The organism is Escherichia sp. GZ89, assembly GCF_019366485.1.
Classification (GTDB): domain Bacteria; phylum Pseudomonadota; class Gammaproteobacteria; order Enterobacterales; family Enterobacteriaceae; genus Escherichia; species Escherichia fergusonii.
The window spans coordinates 887,944-902,039 of sequence record NZ_JAEOHX010000001.1 but is presented as its reverse complement, the minus strand read 5'-3'; the positions used below and the strand labels follow the sequence as shown (position 1 = coordinate 902,039).

17 protein-coding genes and 1 pseudogene are annotated in these 14,096 nt (G+C 48.0%); 7 read left to right on the top strand and 11 right to left on the bottom strand.

Annotation, left to right across the window (positions count from 1 at the left end; genetic code table 11):
• Positions 1-76 precede the first annotated feature (76 nt).
• Positions 77-808: pseudogene (locus tag K0335_RS04370) on the top strand (rhodanese-related sulfurtransferase); the annotation flags it as partial.
• A 49-nt stretch (positions 809-857) separates the two neighbouring features.
• Here the strand turns inward: K0335_RS04370 and K0335_RS04365 are convergent.
• From K0335_RS04365 to mdtH, 8 genes are all read right to left on the bottom strand, one after another.
• A complete protein-coding gene (locus K0335_RS04365) occupies positions 858-1,433 on the bottom strand; it encodes a YceI family protein (RefSeq protein WP_046077327.1) in 576 nt (191 codons plus the stop codon).
• Positions 1,430-2,002: a cytochrome b gene (locus tag K0335_RS04360; protein WP_002432253.1), complete on the bottom strand. Its 573-nt coding sequence runs from the start codon at positions 2,000-2,002 to the stop codon at positions 1,430-1,432. The genes K0335_RS04365 and K0335_RS04360 overlap by 4 nt, the downstream gene beginning before the upstream one ends.
• 379 nt (positions 2,003-2,381) lie before the next feature.
• Positions 2,382-3,497 carry an N-methyl-L-tryptophan oxidase gene (gene solA / locus K0335_RS04355; protein ID WP_000872783.1) on the bottom strand — a complete coding sequence of 372 codons (1,116 nt, stop codon included), beginning with the start codon at positions 3,495-3,497 and terminating at the stop codon, positions 2,382-2,384.
• 116 nt (positions 3,498-3,613) lie between these two features.
• Positions 3,614-3,868, bottom strand: a complete 255-nt coding sequence (gene bssS, locus K0335_RS04350) for a biofilm formation regulator BssS (protein ID WP_000414430.1) — start codon at positions 3,866-3,868, stop codon at positions 3,614-3,616.
• A gap of 288 nt (positions 3,869-4,156) precedes the next feature.
• Positions 4,157-4,402 carry a DNA damage-inducible protein I gene (gene dinI / locus K0335_RS04345; RefSeq protein WP_001217766.1) on the bottom strand — a complete coding sequence of 82 codons (246 nt, stop codon included), beginning with the start codon at positions 4,400-4,402 and terminating at the stop codon, positions 4,157-4,159.
• 72 nt (positions 4,403-4,474) lie between these two features.
• A complete protein-coding gene (gene pyrC, locus K0335_RS04340) occupies positions 4,475-5,521 on the bottom strand; it encodes a dihydroorotase (protein ID WP_000126522.1) in 1,047 nt (348 codons plus the stop codon).
• A 104-nt stretch (positions 5,522-5,625) separates the two neighbouring features.
• A complete protein-coding gene (locus tag K0335_RS04335) occupies positions 5,626-6,186 on the bottom strand; it encodes a lipoprotein (protein ID WP_000721691.1) in 561 nt (186 codons plus the stop codon).
• A 144-nt stretch (positions 6,187-6,330) separates the two neighbouring features.
• On the bottom strand, positions 6,331-7,545 hold the full coding sequence (mdtH, locus tag K0335_RS04330) for a multidrug efflux MFS transporter MdtH (protein WP_219393742.1): 1,215 nt from the start codon (positions 7,543-7,545) through the stop codon (positions 6,331-6,333).
• Positions 7,546-7,782: 237 nt separating this feature from the next.
• On the opposite strand from mdtH, the gene rimJ reads away from it, so the two are divergent.
• From rimJ to murJ, 4 genes are all read left to right on the top strand, one after another.
• Complete coding sequence (gene rimJ / locus K0335_RS04325; RefSeq protein WP_000468211.1) at positions 7,783-8,367, top strand: ribosomal protein S5-alanine N-acetyltransferase; 585 nt, start codon at positions 7,783-7,785, stop codon at positions 8,365-8,367.
• 8 nt (positions 8,368-8,375) lie between these two features.
• Entirely contained in the window at positions 8,376-9,023 is a 648-nt protein-coding gene (locus tag K0335_RS04320; protein WP_000873036.1) for a YceH family protein, read from the top strand.
• A 1-nt stretch (position 9,024) separates the two neighbouring features.
• The gene (locus K0335_RS04315) at positions 9,025-9,948 is read left to right on the top strand and encodes a Gfo/Idh/MocA family protein (protein ID WP_000736175.1); all 924 of its coding nucleotides are present in this window, start codon (positions 9,025-9,027) and stop codon (positions 9,946-9,948) included.
• 109 nt (positions 9,949-10,057) lie between these two features.
• Positions 10,058-11,596, top strand: coding sequence for a murein biosynthesis integral membrane protein MurJ (gene murJ / locus K0335_RS04310; RefSeq protein WP_001050658.1), 1,539 nt, complete (start codon positions 10,058-10,060; stop codon positions 11,594-11,596).
• Between the two features lie 37 nt (positions 11,597-11,633).
• On the opposite strand, the gene flgN is transcribed toward murJ, so the two are convergent.
• The 3 genes from flgN to flgA form a co-directional block, all read right to left on the bottom strand.
• A complete protein-coding gene (gene flgN, locus K0335_RS04305; protein WP_000088554.1) occupies positions 11,634-12,056 on the bottom strand; it encodes a flagella biosynthesis chaperone FlgN in 423 nt (140 codons plus the stop codon).
• Positions 12,057-12,060: 4 nt separating this feature from the next.
• Positions 12,061-12,354: a flagellar biosynthesis anti-sigma factor FlgM gene (gene flgM / locus K0335_RS04300; RefSeq protein WP_000020896.1), complete on the bottom strand. Its 294-nt coding sequence runs from the start codon at positions 12,352-12,354 to the stop codon at positions 12,061-12,063.
• A 90-nt stretch (positions 12,355-12,444) separates the two neighbouring features.
• A complete protein-coding gene (gene flgA, locus K0335_RS04295; RefSeq protein ID WP_024256891.1) occupies positions 12,445-13,104 on the bottom strand; it encodes a flagellar basal body P-ring formation chaperone FlgA in 660 nt (219 codons plus the stop codon).
• 156 nt (positions 13,105-13,260) lie between these two features.
• Between flgA and flgB the strand changes: the two genes are divergently transcribed.
• Both flgB and flgC read left to right on the top strand, forming a co-directional pair.
• The gene (flgB, locus tag K0335_RS04290) at positions 13,261-13,677 is read left to right on the top strand and encodes a flagellar basal body rod protein FlgB (protein ID WP_000887047.1); all 417 of its coding nucleotides are present in this window, start codon (positions 13,261-13,263) and stop codon (positions 13,675-13,677) included.
• Positions 13,678-13,680: 3 nt separating this feature from the next.
• Positions 13,681-14,085, top strand: a complete 405-nt coding sequence (gene flgC / locus K0335_RS04285; RefSeq protein ID WP_001196455.1) for a flagellar basal body rod protein FlgC — start codon at positions 13,681-13,683, stop codon at positions 14,083-14,085.
• The last annotated feature ends 11 nt before the right edge of the window (positions 14,086-14,096 follow it).

Here is a 14,096-nt window from a genome sequence, read left to right as displayed (position 1 = left end):
CGTGGCTGCAACCCTACTAGCTCAAAATTTATTCACACATGGTTACGCTTTGGGGAAATTATGAGGGGATCTCTCAGTGCTGCGCATGAAAGTGCGTGAGCGCATTGTGGCCGATGGCATTACAGATCCAGATTTTGATGCCAGTAATGTGGGTAATTATCTTCAGGCGGCCCAGGTCAATGCCATGCTCGATGATCCTGATGCGCTGTTTATTGATATGCGTAACCACTATGAATATGAAGTAGGGCATTTCGAGAACGCGATGGAAATTCCGGCTGATACATTTCGCGAGCAGTTGCCGAAAGCTGTTGAAATGATGCAGGAGCATAAAGATAAGAAGATCGTCATGTATTGCACCGGAGGCATTCGTTGTGAAAAAGCCAGTGCCTGGATGAAACATAACGGTTTTGAAAAAGTCTGGCACATTGAAGGCGGTATTATTGAATACGCGCGTAAAGCGCGTGAACAGGGTTTGCCAGTGCGCTTTATTGGTAAAAACTTTGTTTTTGATGAACGTATGGGTGAGCGTATTTCTGAGGATGTCATCGCACATTGCCATCAATGTGGCACGCCTTGCGACAGCCATACTAATTGCAAAAATGATGGTTGCCATTTGTTGTTTATACAGTGTCCGGTATGTGCGGAGAAATTTAATGGTTGTTGCAGTGAACTTTGTTGTACAGAAAGCGCCTTGCCGCCGGAAGAACAACGTCGTCTTCGGGCGGGGCGCGAGAATGGGAACAAAATTTTTAATAAATCCCGTGGGCGACTAAACACGCAACAAGGTATTCCTGAACTAAAAATTTAAGTAAAAAAGATGGCGAGATAACACCCTCGCCATTCAGGAGAAACGCACGTTATTTCTGCTGTACACCTTCGACAGAAATGATCAAGTCGACTTCTTGCGATGCAGGGCCGAGATCGGTGGTGATGTTAAAGTCTTTCAGCTTAATTTTACCTTCCGCTTCAAAGCCTGCACGCTTGCCACCCCACGGATCATCACCCTGACCGATCAGTTTTGCTTCCAGAGTAACCGGTTTGGTAACACCGTTGAGGGTCAGATTACCGGTAATATCTAACTCATCACCATCTTTCTTCACGCTGGTGGAGGTAAATGTTGCTTGTGGATATTTGGCAACATTAAGAAAATCGGCGCTACGCAGGTGCTTATCGCGCTCGGCATGGTTGGTATCAACACTTGTGGTGTTAATGGTGACATTAACTTTATCCGCCGAAGGATTCTTTTCATCGAAGGAGAACGTACCATCAAAATCTTTAAAAGTACCGTATAGCCAGCTGTAGCCCAGATGTTGAATACGGAAATTGACGAAGGCATGCTGGCCTTCTTTATCGATTTTGTAATCTGCCGCGAGTGCAGATCCGGTAGAAAACAGTAAAGAAGCGAAGGTTAAGCCAACCAGACTTTTTTTCATTTTTGAACTCCATAGTCAGATGACGCTTGCCCCAACATACGTTTCAGGGTGACGTCTTTATCGATGAAATGATGCTTTAAGGCCATAAGCCCATGTAGAAGAGAAAGAATGACCACACTCCAGGCCAGCCAGAGATGCAGCGTGCCCGCAATATCTGCCTGGGCACCGGCGTCGGCTAGCGTCGCTGGGATATCGAACCAGCCAAAGACGCTGATTGGTTTACCGTCAGCGGTGGAAATTAAATATCCACTTATCACGATGGCCAGCAACAAGGCATATAACGCGAAATGCCCCAGTGCGGCACCCAGACGAATTAAGGGAGAATAACTGGTTAATGTGGCCGGAGGCGGAGAAATGACACGCCAGACGAGGCGAATAACCAGCCCCATCATCAGCATGACACCAATGCTTTTATGTATTTCTGGTGCTTTGTGATACCAGCCATCGTAATAACTCAAGGTGACCATCCAAAGACCCAGCGCAAACATGCCATAAACCACAATGGCGGTTAGCCAGTGCAGACCAGCAGAAATAACTCCATAGCGTTGGGGCGTATTCGAAAATTGCATAAGCACATCCGTAACTTATTCGTGAGTGCATGAAAATGGCGCGTGTGAAGCAAGATTGCAATCAATAAATTACAAAACTAATAATATTTATTGTTACTTCAAAAAAATTGATTGAGTTTGAATGTAATGCTCAGAAGATTAGAGTGAAAGGGAGGCGTTATCCCTAAAACAAGACAGGTTTAAGAAATAACTCGTTCAAATTTTCCCGATAAAAAACAGAGAAAATTCAATATTTGTCAATTTATGTCAATCCTGGTAGTCCAAAAAGGGATAAGTAATGATGGAGGAATTAAACGCGATAATTTTGGGTTAAATAGCTTCCTGCCCGAAGTATGAAATCTTTTTGCAAGCGGTCTCAATACAGAGACCGCTTCGGATATTATTTAAAGCGGGATAATTTAAAAGGTGTTAAATCAAATGCAGCAGGTTTACCCTGGGCAAAATCGGCCGCTATTTCACCCAACACGGAGGCAAACTTAAAGCCATGACCACTTAAACCCGTGATGACCAGGGTGTTATCATGACCGGGTAGGGTATCGATAATGAAATCTTCATCCGGTGAATTATCATAAGTACAACTTGCCCCGTACAGGCAACATCCAATTCCGGGTAAAACAGAACGAAGAAACGGGAAGGCTTCAGAACCGTCACTTGCCACTTCAGCAAAGGGAAGACGCTCAGCAGCATTGCTGATTGATTGCCCACCATTGTGTTTCCCGATTTTTAAAGCGTCGTTCTCAGCAGGGAAGCCGTAGTATTGGTCACCATTCGGCAGCTCTCCGGTAAATGCCGGAAATTTATTTTTAATACTGTAACGCCCATCAGCCTGATACCAGGCAAACACTTTACGTACTGGCTGAACAGGAAGCTCTGGCAATAGACTTTTCACCCATGTACCGGCACTAATCAGCACCTTTCTTGCACTGTATTCACCATCTTCAGTTACCACGGTAACGCCATCGCCCTCATGGCGAATTGCGCTAACCGGACAGTTGAAGAGCTGAGCACAGCCAGCTTCTTTTGCCAGACGAATCCATGTCTCAATCGCCAGTTCGCTTCGCAAAAAACCAGATTCGCTTTCAAACAACCCGATATAGTTTTCAGGTACACGAATTTCAGGCCAGCGTGACGTAATGGCCGTTGCATCAAGGCGTTCAACAGGAAGTTGCCATTGCTCAGCACTATGAGCGACATTCGCTAAAAATTCAGAGTTTTCAGGCCCAAGATTGATAACCCCGGAACGGACAAAAACAGGTTCTTCATTATGGGTGGAAAGCTCATCCCACAGTTGCTGAGCACGTAATACTAATGGCACATATTTTTCACCTTCGCCGTAAGCGTGACGAATGAGCCGGGTATCACCGTGGTGGCTTCCTTGCTGATGGGGAGGCATATGGGCATCGATCATCAGAACGTTTAGACCGGCGCGAGTGGCATAATATCCGGCTGCCGCGCCTACGGAGCCGCTGCCAATGATGATTAAGTCGTATTTCATTTTTTTCTCTCTGCTATCGCCATAGACGCAGGGTAAATAAGTGCGCCGGGATATACAACCTGCAAAAAAGAAAAGGCACCTGAACGGTGCCTTTGATAGTGGTTGGTCATCAAAGATTAATGACGTAAATACTCATTAACCTCGTAATCGCCAGATTCAATTTTGGCGATTCCTGCTTCAAGTATCGAAATAAATTGTCTGGCAACATCGGTGGTTAACCAGAGCGTCTGACCAACTTCAGTCCCATCCGGTTCGGGTTTGTCTGGGGTCTGGTAGTGCAAACGCAACATCAGTGCATCATAACTATCTACGGTGCTGATGTCCCATCCAACAAGCGGATGAGTCTGAATGACTTCATTATTTTTTTCCATCATAGCCCCCTAATTCGTGTTACAAGACAACGTTATTCGAGGTTCAATGCGTTTTTATCTGAAGCAACTTCAGTATATCAATAAATAAGGTCATTCACCTGTATTTTAAAGGGTGAGAGTATAAATTTCTTGTTTTTAAGAATTATGTGAACATTATTCCAGCATGTCATTCATATTTTTTTAGCATGTTGAACAATTATTTTGAGGAAAGTTTAAAAATCAAACAATGAAACGATAACATTAAAAATAAAAAAAGCCGGGGCGACCCGGCAAAAGTTTTACTGCATATTATTCATTTAGAAACCAATCATCAGCGCTTTCCCACGTTTCTTGCAGGATTGTGCTAATGCGTGATTTGTCTTCTTTGGTAGCACCAATAACCGATAAATTATTGGCGACGGCGTAGCGCACACTAACCTTACTGTCGATATCAGGATATGCATACTGAATACGACGTGAGAGTTCACTTGCCAGGGCGTCAATAGCCCCGGCGGGTAATGGAGAAGTTTTAGCAATGGTGACTTCAATTCGCATAATAGCCCCCTGTTGAATATACTGGTTATTTATACAGGTAAAATAATCCAATGACAACAGGGAGCTACATTTTTATTTCTTCACTGACCAGTGGATCGTTTCGCCAGCTAAAAAAGGAATCAACGAATCATCATTTAAGGCGATATTGTCTGGCACCTGACTTTCTCGCCGCTCCAGTTCGATAAAGGAGTCGTTAACAGGCAACCCGTAAAACTTCGGTCCGTTCAATGAACAGAATGCTTCAAGATGTTGAAGGGCGTTCATCTCTTCAAAAACGGTGGCGTAGCTGCCAAGCGCGGTGGGGGCGTTGAAACATCCGGCGCAACCACAACTGGCTTCTTTGCGATGACGTGCGTGTGGGGCGGAGTCCGTGCCAAGGAAAACACGCTCAAAACCGCTGGCAACCAGTTCACGAAGTGCCTGCTGATGCACATTGCGTTTCAGGATTGGTAAGCAATAGAGATGTGGGCGAATACCACCAACCAACATATGGTTGCGGTTAAACATCAAATGCTGCGGTGTGATCGTTGCCGCTAACTGATCGTTGCCTTCGCGCACATAGTCAGCCGCGTCTTTGGTCGTGATATGTTCAAAAACGACTTTCAGGCCGGGTAGCTGCTTGCGTAATGGTTCCATTACGGTGTCGATAAATCGCGCTTCGCGATCAAAAATATCGATATCCGCATGGGTGACTTCTCCATGTACCAGTAACGGCATACCGATTTTTTCCATACGCTCCAGGACAGGCATGATAGCCGCTGTTGAGGTGACGCCGTGGCTGGAATTGGTGGTGGCGTTAGCCGGGTAGAGTTTTGCCGCGGTGAAAACGCCTTGCTGGAATCCGCGCTCCAGTTCGTCAGGGTCCAGCGAATCTGTCAGGTAACAGGTCATCAGCGGGGTAAAGTTGTGCCCGGCAGGAACAGCAGCAAGAATTCGTTGGCGGTAGGCAATGGCCGCATCAACTGTTGTAACAGGCGGTGCGAGGTTTGGCATGACAATCGCGCGAGCGTAAATCTCGCTGGAATAAGGGACGACTGTTTTTAACATATCGCCATCGCGAAGGTGGAGGTGCCAGTCATCTGGGCGGCGGATCTTTAATACCTGGGATGGTGCAGTCATTACTTATTAGCTCCGGCTGTGGGAATGTTTTTGCCGGGCACAAAGGATAAGCGGAAACGTTTTCGTTTGCACGAAAAATAAAGGGCGCCATGCGCCCTCATGGGTTAATCAGTGAACGGGATAATGATTTCCCCTGGTTTGACTTCGATACCTTTCGCCAGCTTTTTCGCCAGCGCCTCACCTTTGCTACTGTCTTCGCGCAATACATACGCCGGATGAGAATTAAAATAATTACGCAAGGCCTGATTCAGGTAAGGCGTCAGCGTCTGCAATATCGCTTGCATTTTCTCTGGCGTTACCGAGGCGTCAACAATCTCCATCTCCTGTAGATAAATGGCGCCTTTATCTTTATCAAACACAGGCAACGCTTTAAGTTTCAATTTCATCGTTGCTTTCTGACTGCCAAAAAGGGAGTTCATGTCGAGATCGGCATCACCGGTCAAAGTCACCTTGTTTGGCTCTTCACGACCAATCTGACTGGCCAGGTTTTTCAGTACAATATGGGCATCAGCAACACCGGGTAAACCAATATCTTTTGAGAAATTATTGCGCTTTTGCAGCGACTGATTAATTTCCTGCTCGGTAATCGTGTATTGCGTAAGTTGATCACAACCAACTAACAGTCCGCTCACCAGCAGTGCAGCGGCAAAAAGAATCTTTTTCATCGGGGTTCCTCAACCTGGTGTCTTTAACATCCTGACGCGATGCAGCATGGGGCACCGGGGAAATACATTCCAGCAGAAAAAACTTAAACCACAGTGTTTCAAACTGCGGTGCGCATCTTACCATGTAACGCTCGTCACGTAGGATTAAGATCGGGCGTCAGGTCCTAACATTCTGCTGGCAGTATGTTTGTGGCTAAACTGCCATCCCAGCCCCAGAAAGGTGATAATGCCGATAATGCCCAACATCATCCATGGTAATTCCGGCTGTTGCAGTGCTTTCCCCATATCAAACAGCCAGCCACCACCGATATATCCCACGGCGCCGCCAATGGCTAATCCAAGACGGCTAAAACCCATATAACTTCCGCGCGCTCTGGCGTCAGCCAGCGAAGCACTGAGTGTTTCCCTGGCAGGTTCCGCAATAATCGATCCAATATAGAAGATACAGATCAACGTAAATAAATGCGGAAAAGAACCGACAAGCCCAACAGGGAGCATACTGAGTGACATCACCAGTAAGCCAGCCATTAAGCGGTGCTCCAGACGAAAACGTTTTTCACTCCAACGGGCGATAGGGTAGAGCAATGTTAGCGAGAGACACGCTTCGATAGCGTACATCCATTTTACGGCTGACGGTGTTCCGGCAATATCGTTAACCATAATCGGTAGCATCAGCATCACCTGGACAGCCAGCATATAGTAGCCAGCCAGTGTCAGCACATAGGTTACAAAACGTTTATCGCCCATAACCCGGCTCATTCCTTCGCGTACAGGTGCACGAACCGTAGATAATTTCCATGCTGGTAGCAGCCAGGCATTAAATGCAGCGCACATAACGAACAAAATTGCGCCTGTAGCGCAAACCAGACGAAAATCGTACTGCAATAACCAGCTTCCCAGCAAAGCCCCAATGACTGCGCCAGCACTGTCTTGCATCATTAATAGCGAAAAGAAGCGCCCGCGCTGTTCAGGACGGATAAGTTTAACCACCAGGGCAGAACGAGGAGGATCAAACAAAGTGCCACCAAGGCCAGAAAGAAAACAGGAAAACCACAGTAACCATGGTTCATGGGCAATACCCATAGTGGCAAATCCGGCAGCACGCAAAAGCATACCGGTTACTATCATCGGCTTGGCACCAAAGCGATCAGCGATTGCACCGCCAAAAATGCCCAGCCCTTGCTGGATAAACTGACGCAAGCCGAGAGCAATACCGACCATAACGGCAGCCCAGCCCATCTGATCAACGAAGCGAATGGAGATTAGCGGAAAGACAACAAAGAAGCCCAGCACCACCAGCATATTATCAACAAGAAGGAAATATTTACCCAGGTTCCTCGCCTGCGATACGCACGCCATTTCCCCTCCCGGGAAATCCAAAGTTGAGCAATTTCTATTCTGCTGTGCTGTTGTTATTTTTCCTACTATCAATGGGATGATATTTTTTTATCAAAAAGTCATGGTTAATCGAGAGTTTTTATCAAAATATGTGAATATTAATAGAAAAGATATTTTTCCCGATAACACCGCAAGAATGGGGCGGTTATAGTAGCGAGCATTAGTCTATTGAAAATGTTACGAGAAGGAGTGGTTAACATGTTTGGCTATCGTAGCAACGTCCCCAAAGTGCGGTTAGTGACTGATCGCATGGTGGTGCGTTTAGTGCATGACCGCGATGCGTGGCGACTGGCGGATTACTACGCTGAAAACCGTCAATTCTTAAAACCCTGGGAACCGATTCGCGATGAAAGCCATTGCTATCCATCTGGTTGGCACGCCAGACTCAGCATGATTGAGGAGTTCCATAAACAAGGCTCTGCTTACTATTTCGCGCTTCTTGATCCAGACGAAAAAGAGATTTTCGGCGTTGCCAACTTTTCCAATGTGGTACGCGGATCATTTCATGCCTGCTATCTGGGATACTCGCTGGCCCAAAAATGCCAGGGCCAGGGGCTAATGTTTGAAGCTCTGACAGCGGCTATTCGTTATATGCAACGGACTCAACATATGCATCGCATCATGGCGAATTATATGCCGCATAATAAACGCAGTGGTGATCTACTGGCGCGACTGGGTTTTGAAAAAGAAGGCTACGCCAAAAATTATTTGCAGATTGATGGTGTCTGGCGGGATCACGTGTTAACCGCATTGACAACACCTGAATGGACACCGGGGCGTTAGGAGAAAATATGAAATATGAACTGACTGCGCGGGAAGCGCGCGTTATCGGCTGCCTGCTGGAAAAACAGGTGACTACACCTGAGCAATACCCACTGTCGCTGAATGGCGTGGTGACCGCCTGCAACCAAAAAACGAACCGTGAACCAGTGATGAATTTATCCGAGCAAGAGGTGCAAACTGAGCTGGATAATCTGGTGAAACGCCACTTTCTGCGTACCGTAAGCGGTTTTGGTAACCGAGTTACGAAATATGAGCAGCGCTTTTGTAACTCAGAATTTGGTGATTTAAAACTGAGTCCGGCAGAAGTGGCCTTAATCACCACCTTATTGTTACGGGGAGCGCAAACGCCAGGTGAACTACGTAGCCGTGCAGCAAGAATGTACGAATTCAGTGATATGTCTGAAGTTGACAGTACACTGGAAAAGCTGGCGCAGCGCGAAGATGGTCCGTTTGTTGTTCGACTGGCACGCGAGCCAGGCAAGCGGGAAAGCCGCTATATGCATCTGTTTTGTGGTGAAGTCGATGATACCGCGAGTTTTGCCGAAGAGACACCACCAGTAGCGGGCGAACTTCAGGCGCGGGTCGAAGCACTGGAAAACGAAGTCGCAGAACTGAAACAACGTCTGGATTCTCTATTGGCCCACCTGGGAGATTAACGTGAAAAAATTACGCATTGGTGTCGTCGGTCTGGGCAATATTGCACAAAAAGCCTGGTTACCGGTGCTGAGTGCTGCGCAAGACTGGAGTATACAAGGTGCATGGTCTCCTTCGCGCGAAAAGGCCTTACGTGTGTGCGAAACCTGGCGCATCCCCTGTGTGGATTCGTTATCACGACTGGCTGCAGACTGCGATGCTGTTTTTGTCCATACCAGTACTGCCAGCCATTTCGACGTCGTCAGTGCGTTACTTAATGCGGGGGTTCATGTTTGTGTCGATAAGCCTCTTGCCGAAAATCTGCGTGATGCCGAGCGGCTGGTGGAGTTAGCGGCACGTAACCGACTGACGTTAATGGTCGGGTTTAATCGCCGCTTCTCGCCGTTATACCGTGAATTAAAAACACAACTTTCTGCTGCGGCTTCTGTACGGATGGATAAGCATCGCCTTGATAGTGTCGGGCCACATGATTTGCGCTTTACATTGCTGGATGACTATCTGCATGTCATTGATACCATCCTTTGGCTGGCAGAAAAGGAAACTCAGATTGATGGCGGTCAACTGATTACCAATGATGCGGGTGAAATGCTTTACGCCGAACACCATTTCTCCTCAGGCCATTTGCAACTGACCACCAGTATGCATCGTCGTGCAGGAAGTCAGCGCGAGTATGTTCAGGCGGTGACTGACGGAGCGCTAATTGATGTCACAGACATGCGTGAGTGGCGTGAGGAGCGAGGACAGGGGGTGATTCACAAACCTGTTCCTGGCTGGCAGAGCACTCTGGAGCAGCGAGGATTTGTCGGTTGCGCCCATCATTTTATTGAATGCGTGAAAAATCAGACAGTTCCGCAAACTTCCGGGGAGCAGGCACTGCTGGCGCAGCGTGTCGTGGAGAAGATCTGGCGCGATGCGATGAGTGAATAAACCCTGTAACATCTGGCGGTAGCAATTCACCATAATCCAGGTAGACTATTCGCCTCTTTCAGCGCCTGCCTTGCAGGCGTTTTGCCTCAGGGTCTGGATTAGAACACCGATGAACTTATTAAAATCGCTGGCAGCTGTCAGCTCGATGACCATGTTTTCACGTGTGCTTGGCTTCGCACGTGACGCTATTGTCGCCAGAATCTTTGGCGCAGGGATGGCAACCGACGCCTTTTTTGTCGCATTCAAACTTCCTAACTTGCTGCGGCGTATTTTTGCGGAAGGCGCATTCTCCCAGGCATTTGTGCCAATTCTGGCGGAATATAAAAGCAAGCAGGGGGAAGATGCCTCGCGCGTCTTTGTTTCTTATATCTCTGGCTTGTTGACGTTAGCGCTGGCAGTCGTCACTGTCGCCGGGATGCTCGCTGCGCCGTGGGTTATCCTCGCAACGTCTCCTGGTTGGTATCATACCGATCCAGGCAAATTTGCGCTGACCGTGCAGCTTTTACGCATCACATTCCCTTATATTTTGCTGATCTCACTGGCATCGCTGGTGGGGGCGATTTTGAATACCTGGAACCGTTTCTCGATTCCGGCGTTTGCTCCAACACTGCTTAATATCAGCATGATTGGCTTTGCACTGTTTGCCGCGCCATATTTTAACCCACCTGTGCTGGCGCTGGCATGGGCCGTAACGGTGGGCGGTATTTTGCAACTGGTTTACCAACTGCCACATCTGAAAAAAATCGGCATGTTGGTACTTCCGCGCATTAATTTCCGTGATGCGGGAGCTTTACGCGTGGTCAAACAGATGGGGCCTGCGATTCTTGGCGTGTCTGTCAGTCAAATCTCACTGATCATTAACACCATTTTCGCTTCGTTTTTGGCATCCGGTTCTGTGTCCTGGATGTATTACGCTGACCGCTTAATGGAGTTTCCTTCCGGTGTGCTGGGTGTAGCACTTGGCACTATTTTGTTGCCATCACTGTCGAAAAGTTTTGCCAGCGGCAATCATGAAGAATACAACCGCTTAATGGACTGGGGCTTGCGCCTCTGTTTTCTGTTGGCACTGCCAAGTGCGGTTGCTCTGGGGATTTTATCTGGCCCGTTGACAGTATCACTGTTCCAGTACGGAAAATTTACGGCATTTGATGCATTAATGACCCAACGGGCATTAATCGCTTATTCCGTAGGCCTGATTGGTCTGATTGTCGTTAAAGTGCTGGCGCCAGGGTTTTATTCCCGCCAGGACATTAAAACGCCAGTAAAAATCGCCATTGTTACGCTTATCCTGACGCAATTGATGAACCTGGCATTTATCGGCCCGTTGAAACATGCCGGGCTATCGCTCTCCATTGGCCTTGCAGCCTGTTTGAATGCGTCCTTGCTGTACTGGCAATTACGTAAGCAAAAAATCTTTACCCCACAACCAGGCTGGATGGCGTTTCTGGCGCGATTGGTTGTTGCTGTGGTGGTGATGGCGGCAGTATTGCTGGGGATGCTGCATATTATGCCTGACTGGTCGCTGGGTACGATGCCCTGGCGTTTACTGCGTTTGATGGCTGTAGTGGTTGCCGGTATCGCCGGGTATTTTGCGGCCCTGGCGGTGTTGGGCTTTAGAGTTAAAGAGTTCGCTCGTCGCACAGTATAAAAAAATGGAGTTGCCCTCGGGCAACTCCATTCACTGCTTAAACTGAGAATTTTTTGCCGCCGCGATGGGGCGACGATGCCTGGCCATTTGCACCATAGAGTGTCGGTTCCTGATAAGGCTTCAACACCTCCAGCGCCTGTTGATTGCGCACAATCTGATCTTCCAGCAACCAGCCATTATGTTGATTGAGTTCGCGCAGTTGCCGGGTTTTTTCCGTAATAACCTGCCAGCGTTGTGCGTGATCGTCATTGGCACTCTGTTGCGTTAACTGCTCTCGACGTCTTTGCTGTTCAAGATAATCGAGCGTTGCAAGAAGCGAGCTTTTTTCTTCAGTGATCCGCTGCAGCAGGCTGCCGTTGATATGCCCCATGCAAAGCTGCTGCTGTTCATTATCCATGACGACTTTCAGTTCATTGAGAACGGTGGTCATTTGATCAAGTATTTCGGCCAGGCGCGACATACAATTAATTACTCTGTAAATAGCTCTGAGTTTCGCGGATCAGCGCATCAGCAATCTTCCCGGTATCCATCTTTAATTCACCATTGCGAATGGCTGCTTTTAACGCCTCAACGCGTTCGCTATTGATATCGCTAGTGCTGGGTTGCATTAACTCTTTCTGCGCGCTGCTTAGATTTACGCTGGTGCTATTCGTGGTCGTGGACTTTTCCGCACGTGTTTTGGCTACTGCTGGATCAGTTGTTTCTCGCGGTTGTACATTGCTAACCGGATTTAAAGGGGAAGTGCGATCAATACTCATATTCTTTCCTCATTGAGGTTGCAGGCTGTGGCGTTCAGCTATCGTATTTATTGCTTATCTATCGGCATCGATGATGAAATCTTTAACGCATTACAGGTTTATAAGAATATTCCCATCAGCGCCCACAATGCCGCTAACCACTTGCCCTGACAACATTCTTACTCTGGCCGTTTGTGCCACAGCTGCATTGTTTAGCGCTTGTCCTTCGGCATTTACATTAAAGCCGTCGCCTTGCGCTATTACTTGTACGCGCTGCCCTGCTTTAATGCGCCATGCCTGACGCAACATATTTAGTTGAACGGGCTGTCCTGGGGCAATATCACGCAGACTAATTGCATCTTGCACTTGTGCAACTTCCAGAACAGTACGGGGAGGAAGTTGATCAAGACGGCCTCGTTTCAACGTCACATTACTGGCATTCACCACTCCGCCACGTGTAATAGGTGCAGCGGCAACAACATAATTCCCACTGGCCTGAACATTGACTTGCAGGTAGTACCGGATATTACCGCATTGAGCTAATACATTGATATTCCCCCACAACCGGGAATTATTACTCATGCTCAATGCTGGATTATCACACTTGGGTTGTCTTTCTGGAGGAGTGCGAAGCGTAACAACCACATTATCACTTAAGCCGGCTAGGCGCGCCGCAAACCAGTTATTCAACTGCGAGTTGAGATCCTGAGCATGACAGTAAGTGCTTAGCAATAGCACTATCGCCGCCACAGGCGGACAAAACCTTCGCATACTCTCCTCCCACCAGAATTCTGATGAAGAAAGTTTACTCGCCTGCTGCATTCATCAACGCCACAAATAGCGACCCATTTTGTGTTTATTCCGCCGATGACGTATGCCGGCGAGGATTTAAGCTGTCCACTGAAATTTGTCCTTTGCGGGGGAGATATGCTCGATAGACTCGATGCCGCTTTACGTTTTCAACAAGAAGCACTGAATCTACGCGCGCAGCGCCAGGAAGTGCTGGCGGCGAATATTGCCAATGCCGACACACCAGGTTATCAGGCGCGTGACCTCGATTTTGCCAGCGAATTAAAAAAAATCATGGTTCGTGGTCGTAATGAAGCGCAAGGCGTTTCTTTAACGCTGACATCGACGCAGCACATTCCCGCTCAGGCGTTGACTGCACCTGGTGCTGAGTTGCTCTACCGCGTTCCCGACCAACCTTCTCTGGATGGCAATACCGTCGATATGGATCGTGAGCGTACCCAGTTTGCCGATAACAGCCTGAGATACCAGATGGGATTGACCGTTCTGGGTGGGCAAATCAAAAGCATGATGAACGTATTACAGAGCGGAAATTAACGCATGGCACTGCTGAATATTTTTGATATCGCCGGTTCGGCATTAACGGCACAGTCGCAGCGTCTTAACGTAGCAGCAAGTAACCTGGCGAATGCTGACAGCGTGACAGGGCCAGACGGTCAACCTTATCGTGCAAAACACGTGGTTTTCCAGGTTGATAATGCGCCTGGAGCGGCAACCGGTGGGGTAAAAGTTGCGGGTGTTGTCGAAAGTCAGGCACCGGATAAGTTGGTTTATGAGCCGGGTAATCCCCTGGCAGACGCTAACGGATACGTGAAGATGCCTAATGTTGATGTGGTGGGGGAAATGGTCAACACCATGTCAGCTTCACGCAGCTACCAGGCCAACGTTGAAGTGCTGAATACCGTGAAAAGTATGATGCTGAAAACTTTGACGCTGGGTCAATAAAGGAGCCCGTA

What these genes read in the sequence shown, in the direction of transcription:
- flgB (WP_000887047.1), top strand. Translation starts at nt 13,261, where the DNA reads ATGCTCGATAGACTCGATGCCGCTTTACGTTTTCAACAAGAAGCACTG.
- K0335_RS04365 (WP_046077327.1), bottom strand. Translation starts at nt 1,433, where the DNA reads ATGAAAAAAAGTCTGGTTGGCTTAACCTTCGCTTCTTTACTGTTTTCT.
- flgN (WP_000088554.1), bottom strand. Translation starts at nt 12,056, where the DNA reads ATGTCGCGCCTGGCCGAAATACTTGATCAAATGACCACCGTTCTCAAT.
- K0335_RS04360 (WP_002432253.1), bottom strand. Translation starts at nt 2,002, where the DNA reads ATGCAATTTTCGAATACGCCCCAACGCTATGGAGTTATTTCTGCTGGT.
- pyrC (WP_000126522.1), bottom strand. Translation starts at nt 5,521, where the DNA reads ATGACTGCACCATCCCAGGTATTAAAGATCCGCCGCCCAGATGACTGG.
- flgC (WP_001196455.1), top strand. Translation starts at nt 13,681, where the DNA reads ATGGCACTGCTGAATATTTTTGATATCGCCGGTTCGGCATTAACGGCA.
- flgA (WP_024256891.1), bottom strand. Translation starts at nt 13,104, where the DNA reads ATGCGAAGGTTTTGTCCGCCTGTGGCGGCGATAGTGCTATTGCTAAGC.
- K0335_RS04335 (WP_000721691.1), bottom strand. Translation starts at nt 6,186, where the DNA reads ATGAAAAAGATTCTTTTTGCCGCTGCACTGCTGGTGAGCGGACTGTTA.
- murJ (WP_001050658.1), top strand. Translation starts at nt 10,058, where the DNA reads ATGAACTTATTAAAATCGCTGGCAGCTGTCAGCTCGATGACCATGTTT.
- rimJ (WP_000468211.1), top strand. Translation starts at nt 7,783, where the DNA reads ATGTTTGGCTATCGTAGCAACGTCCCCAAAGTGCGGTTAGTGACTGAT.
- dinI (WP_001217766.1), bottom strand. Translation starts at nt 4,402, where the DNA reads ATGCGAATTGAAGTCACCATTGCTAAAACTTCTCCATTACCCGCCGGG.
- solA (WP_000872783.1), bottom strand. Translation starts at nt 3,497, where the DNA reads ATGAAATACGACTTAATCATCATTGGCAGCGGCTCCGTAGGCGCGGCA.
- bssS (WP_000414430.1), bottom strand. Translation starts at nt 3,868, where the DNA reads ATGGAAAAAAATAATGAAGTCATTCAGACTCATCCGCTTGTTGGATGG.
- mdtH (WP_219393742.1), bottom strand. Translation starts at nt 7,545, where the DNA reads ATGGCGTGCGTATCGCAGGCGAGGAACCTGGGTAAATATTTCCTTCTT.
- flgM (WP_000020896.1), bottom strand. Translation starts at nt 12,354, where the DNA reads ATGAGTATTGATCGCACTTCCCCTTTAAATCCGGTTAGCAATGTACAA.
- K0335_RS04320 (WP_000873036.1), top strand. Translation starts at nt 8,376, where the DNA reads ATGAAATATGAACTGACTGCGCGGGAAGCGCGCGTTATCGGCTGCCTG.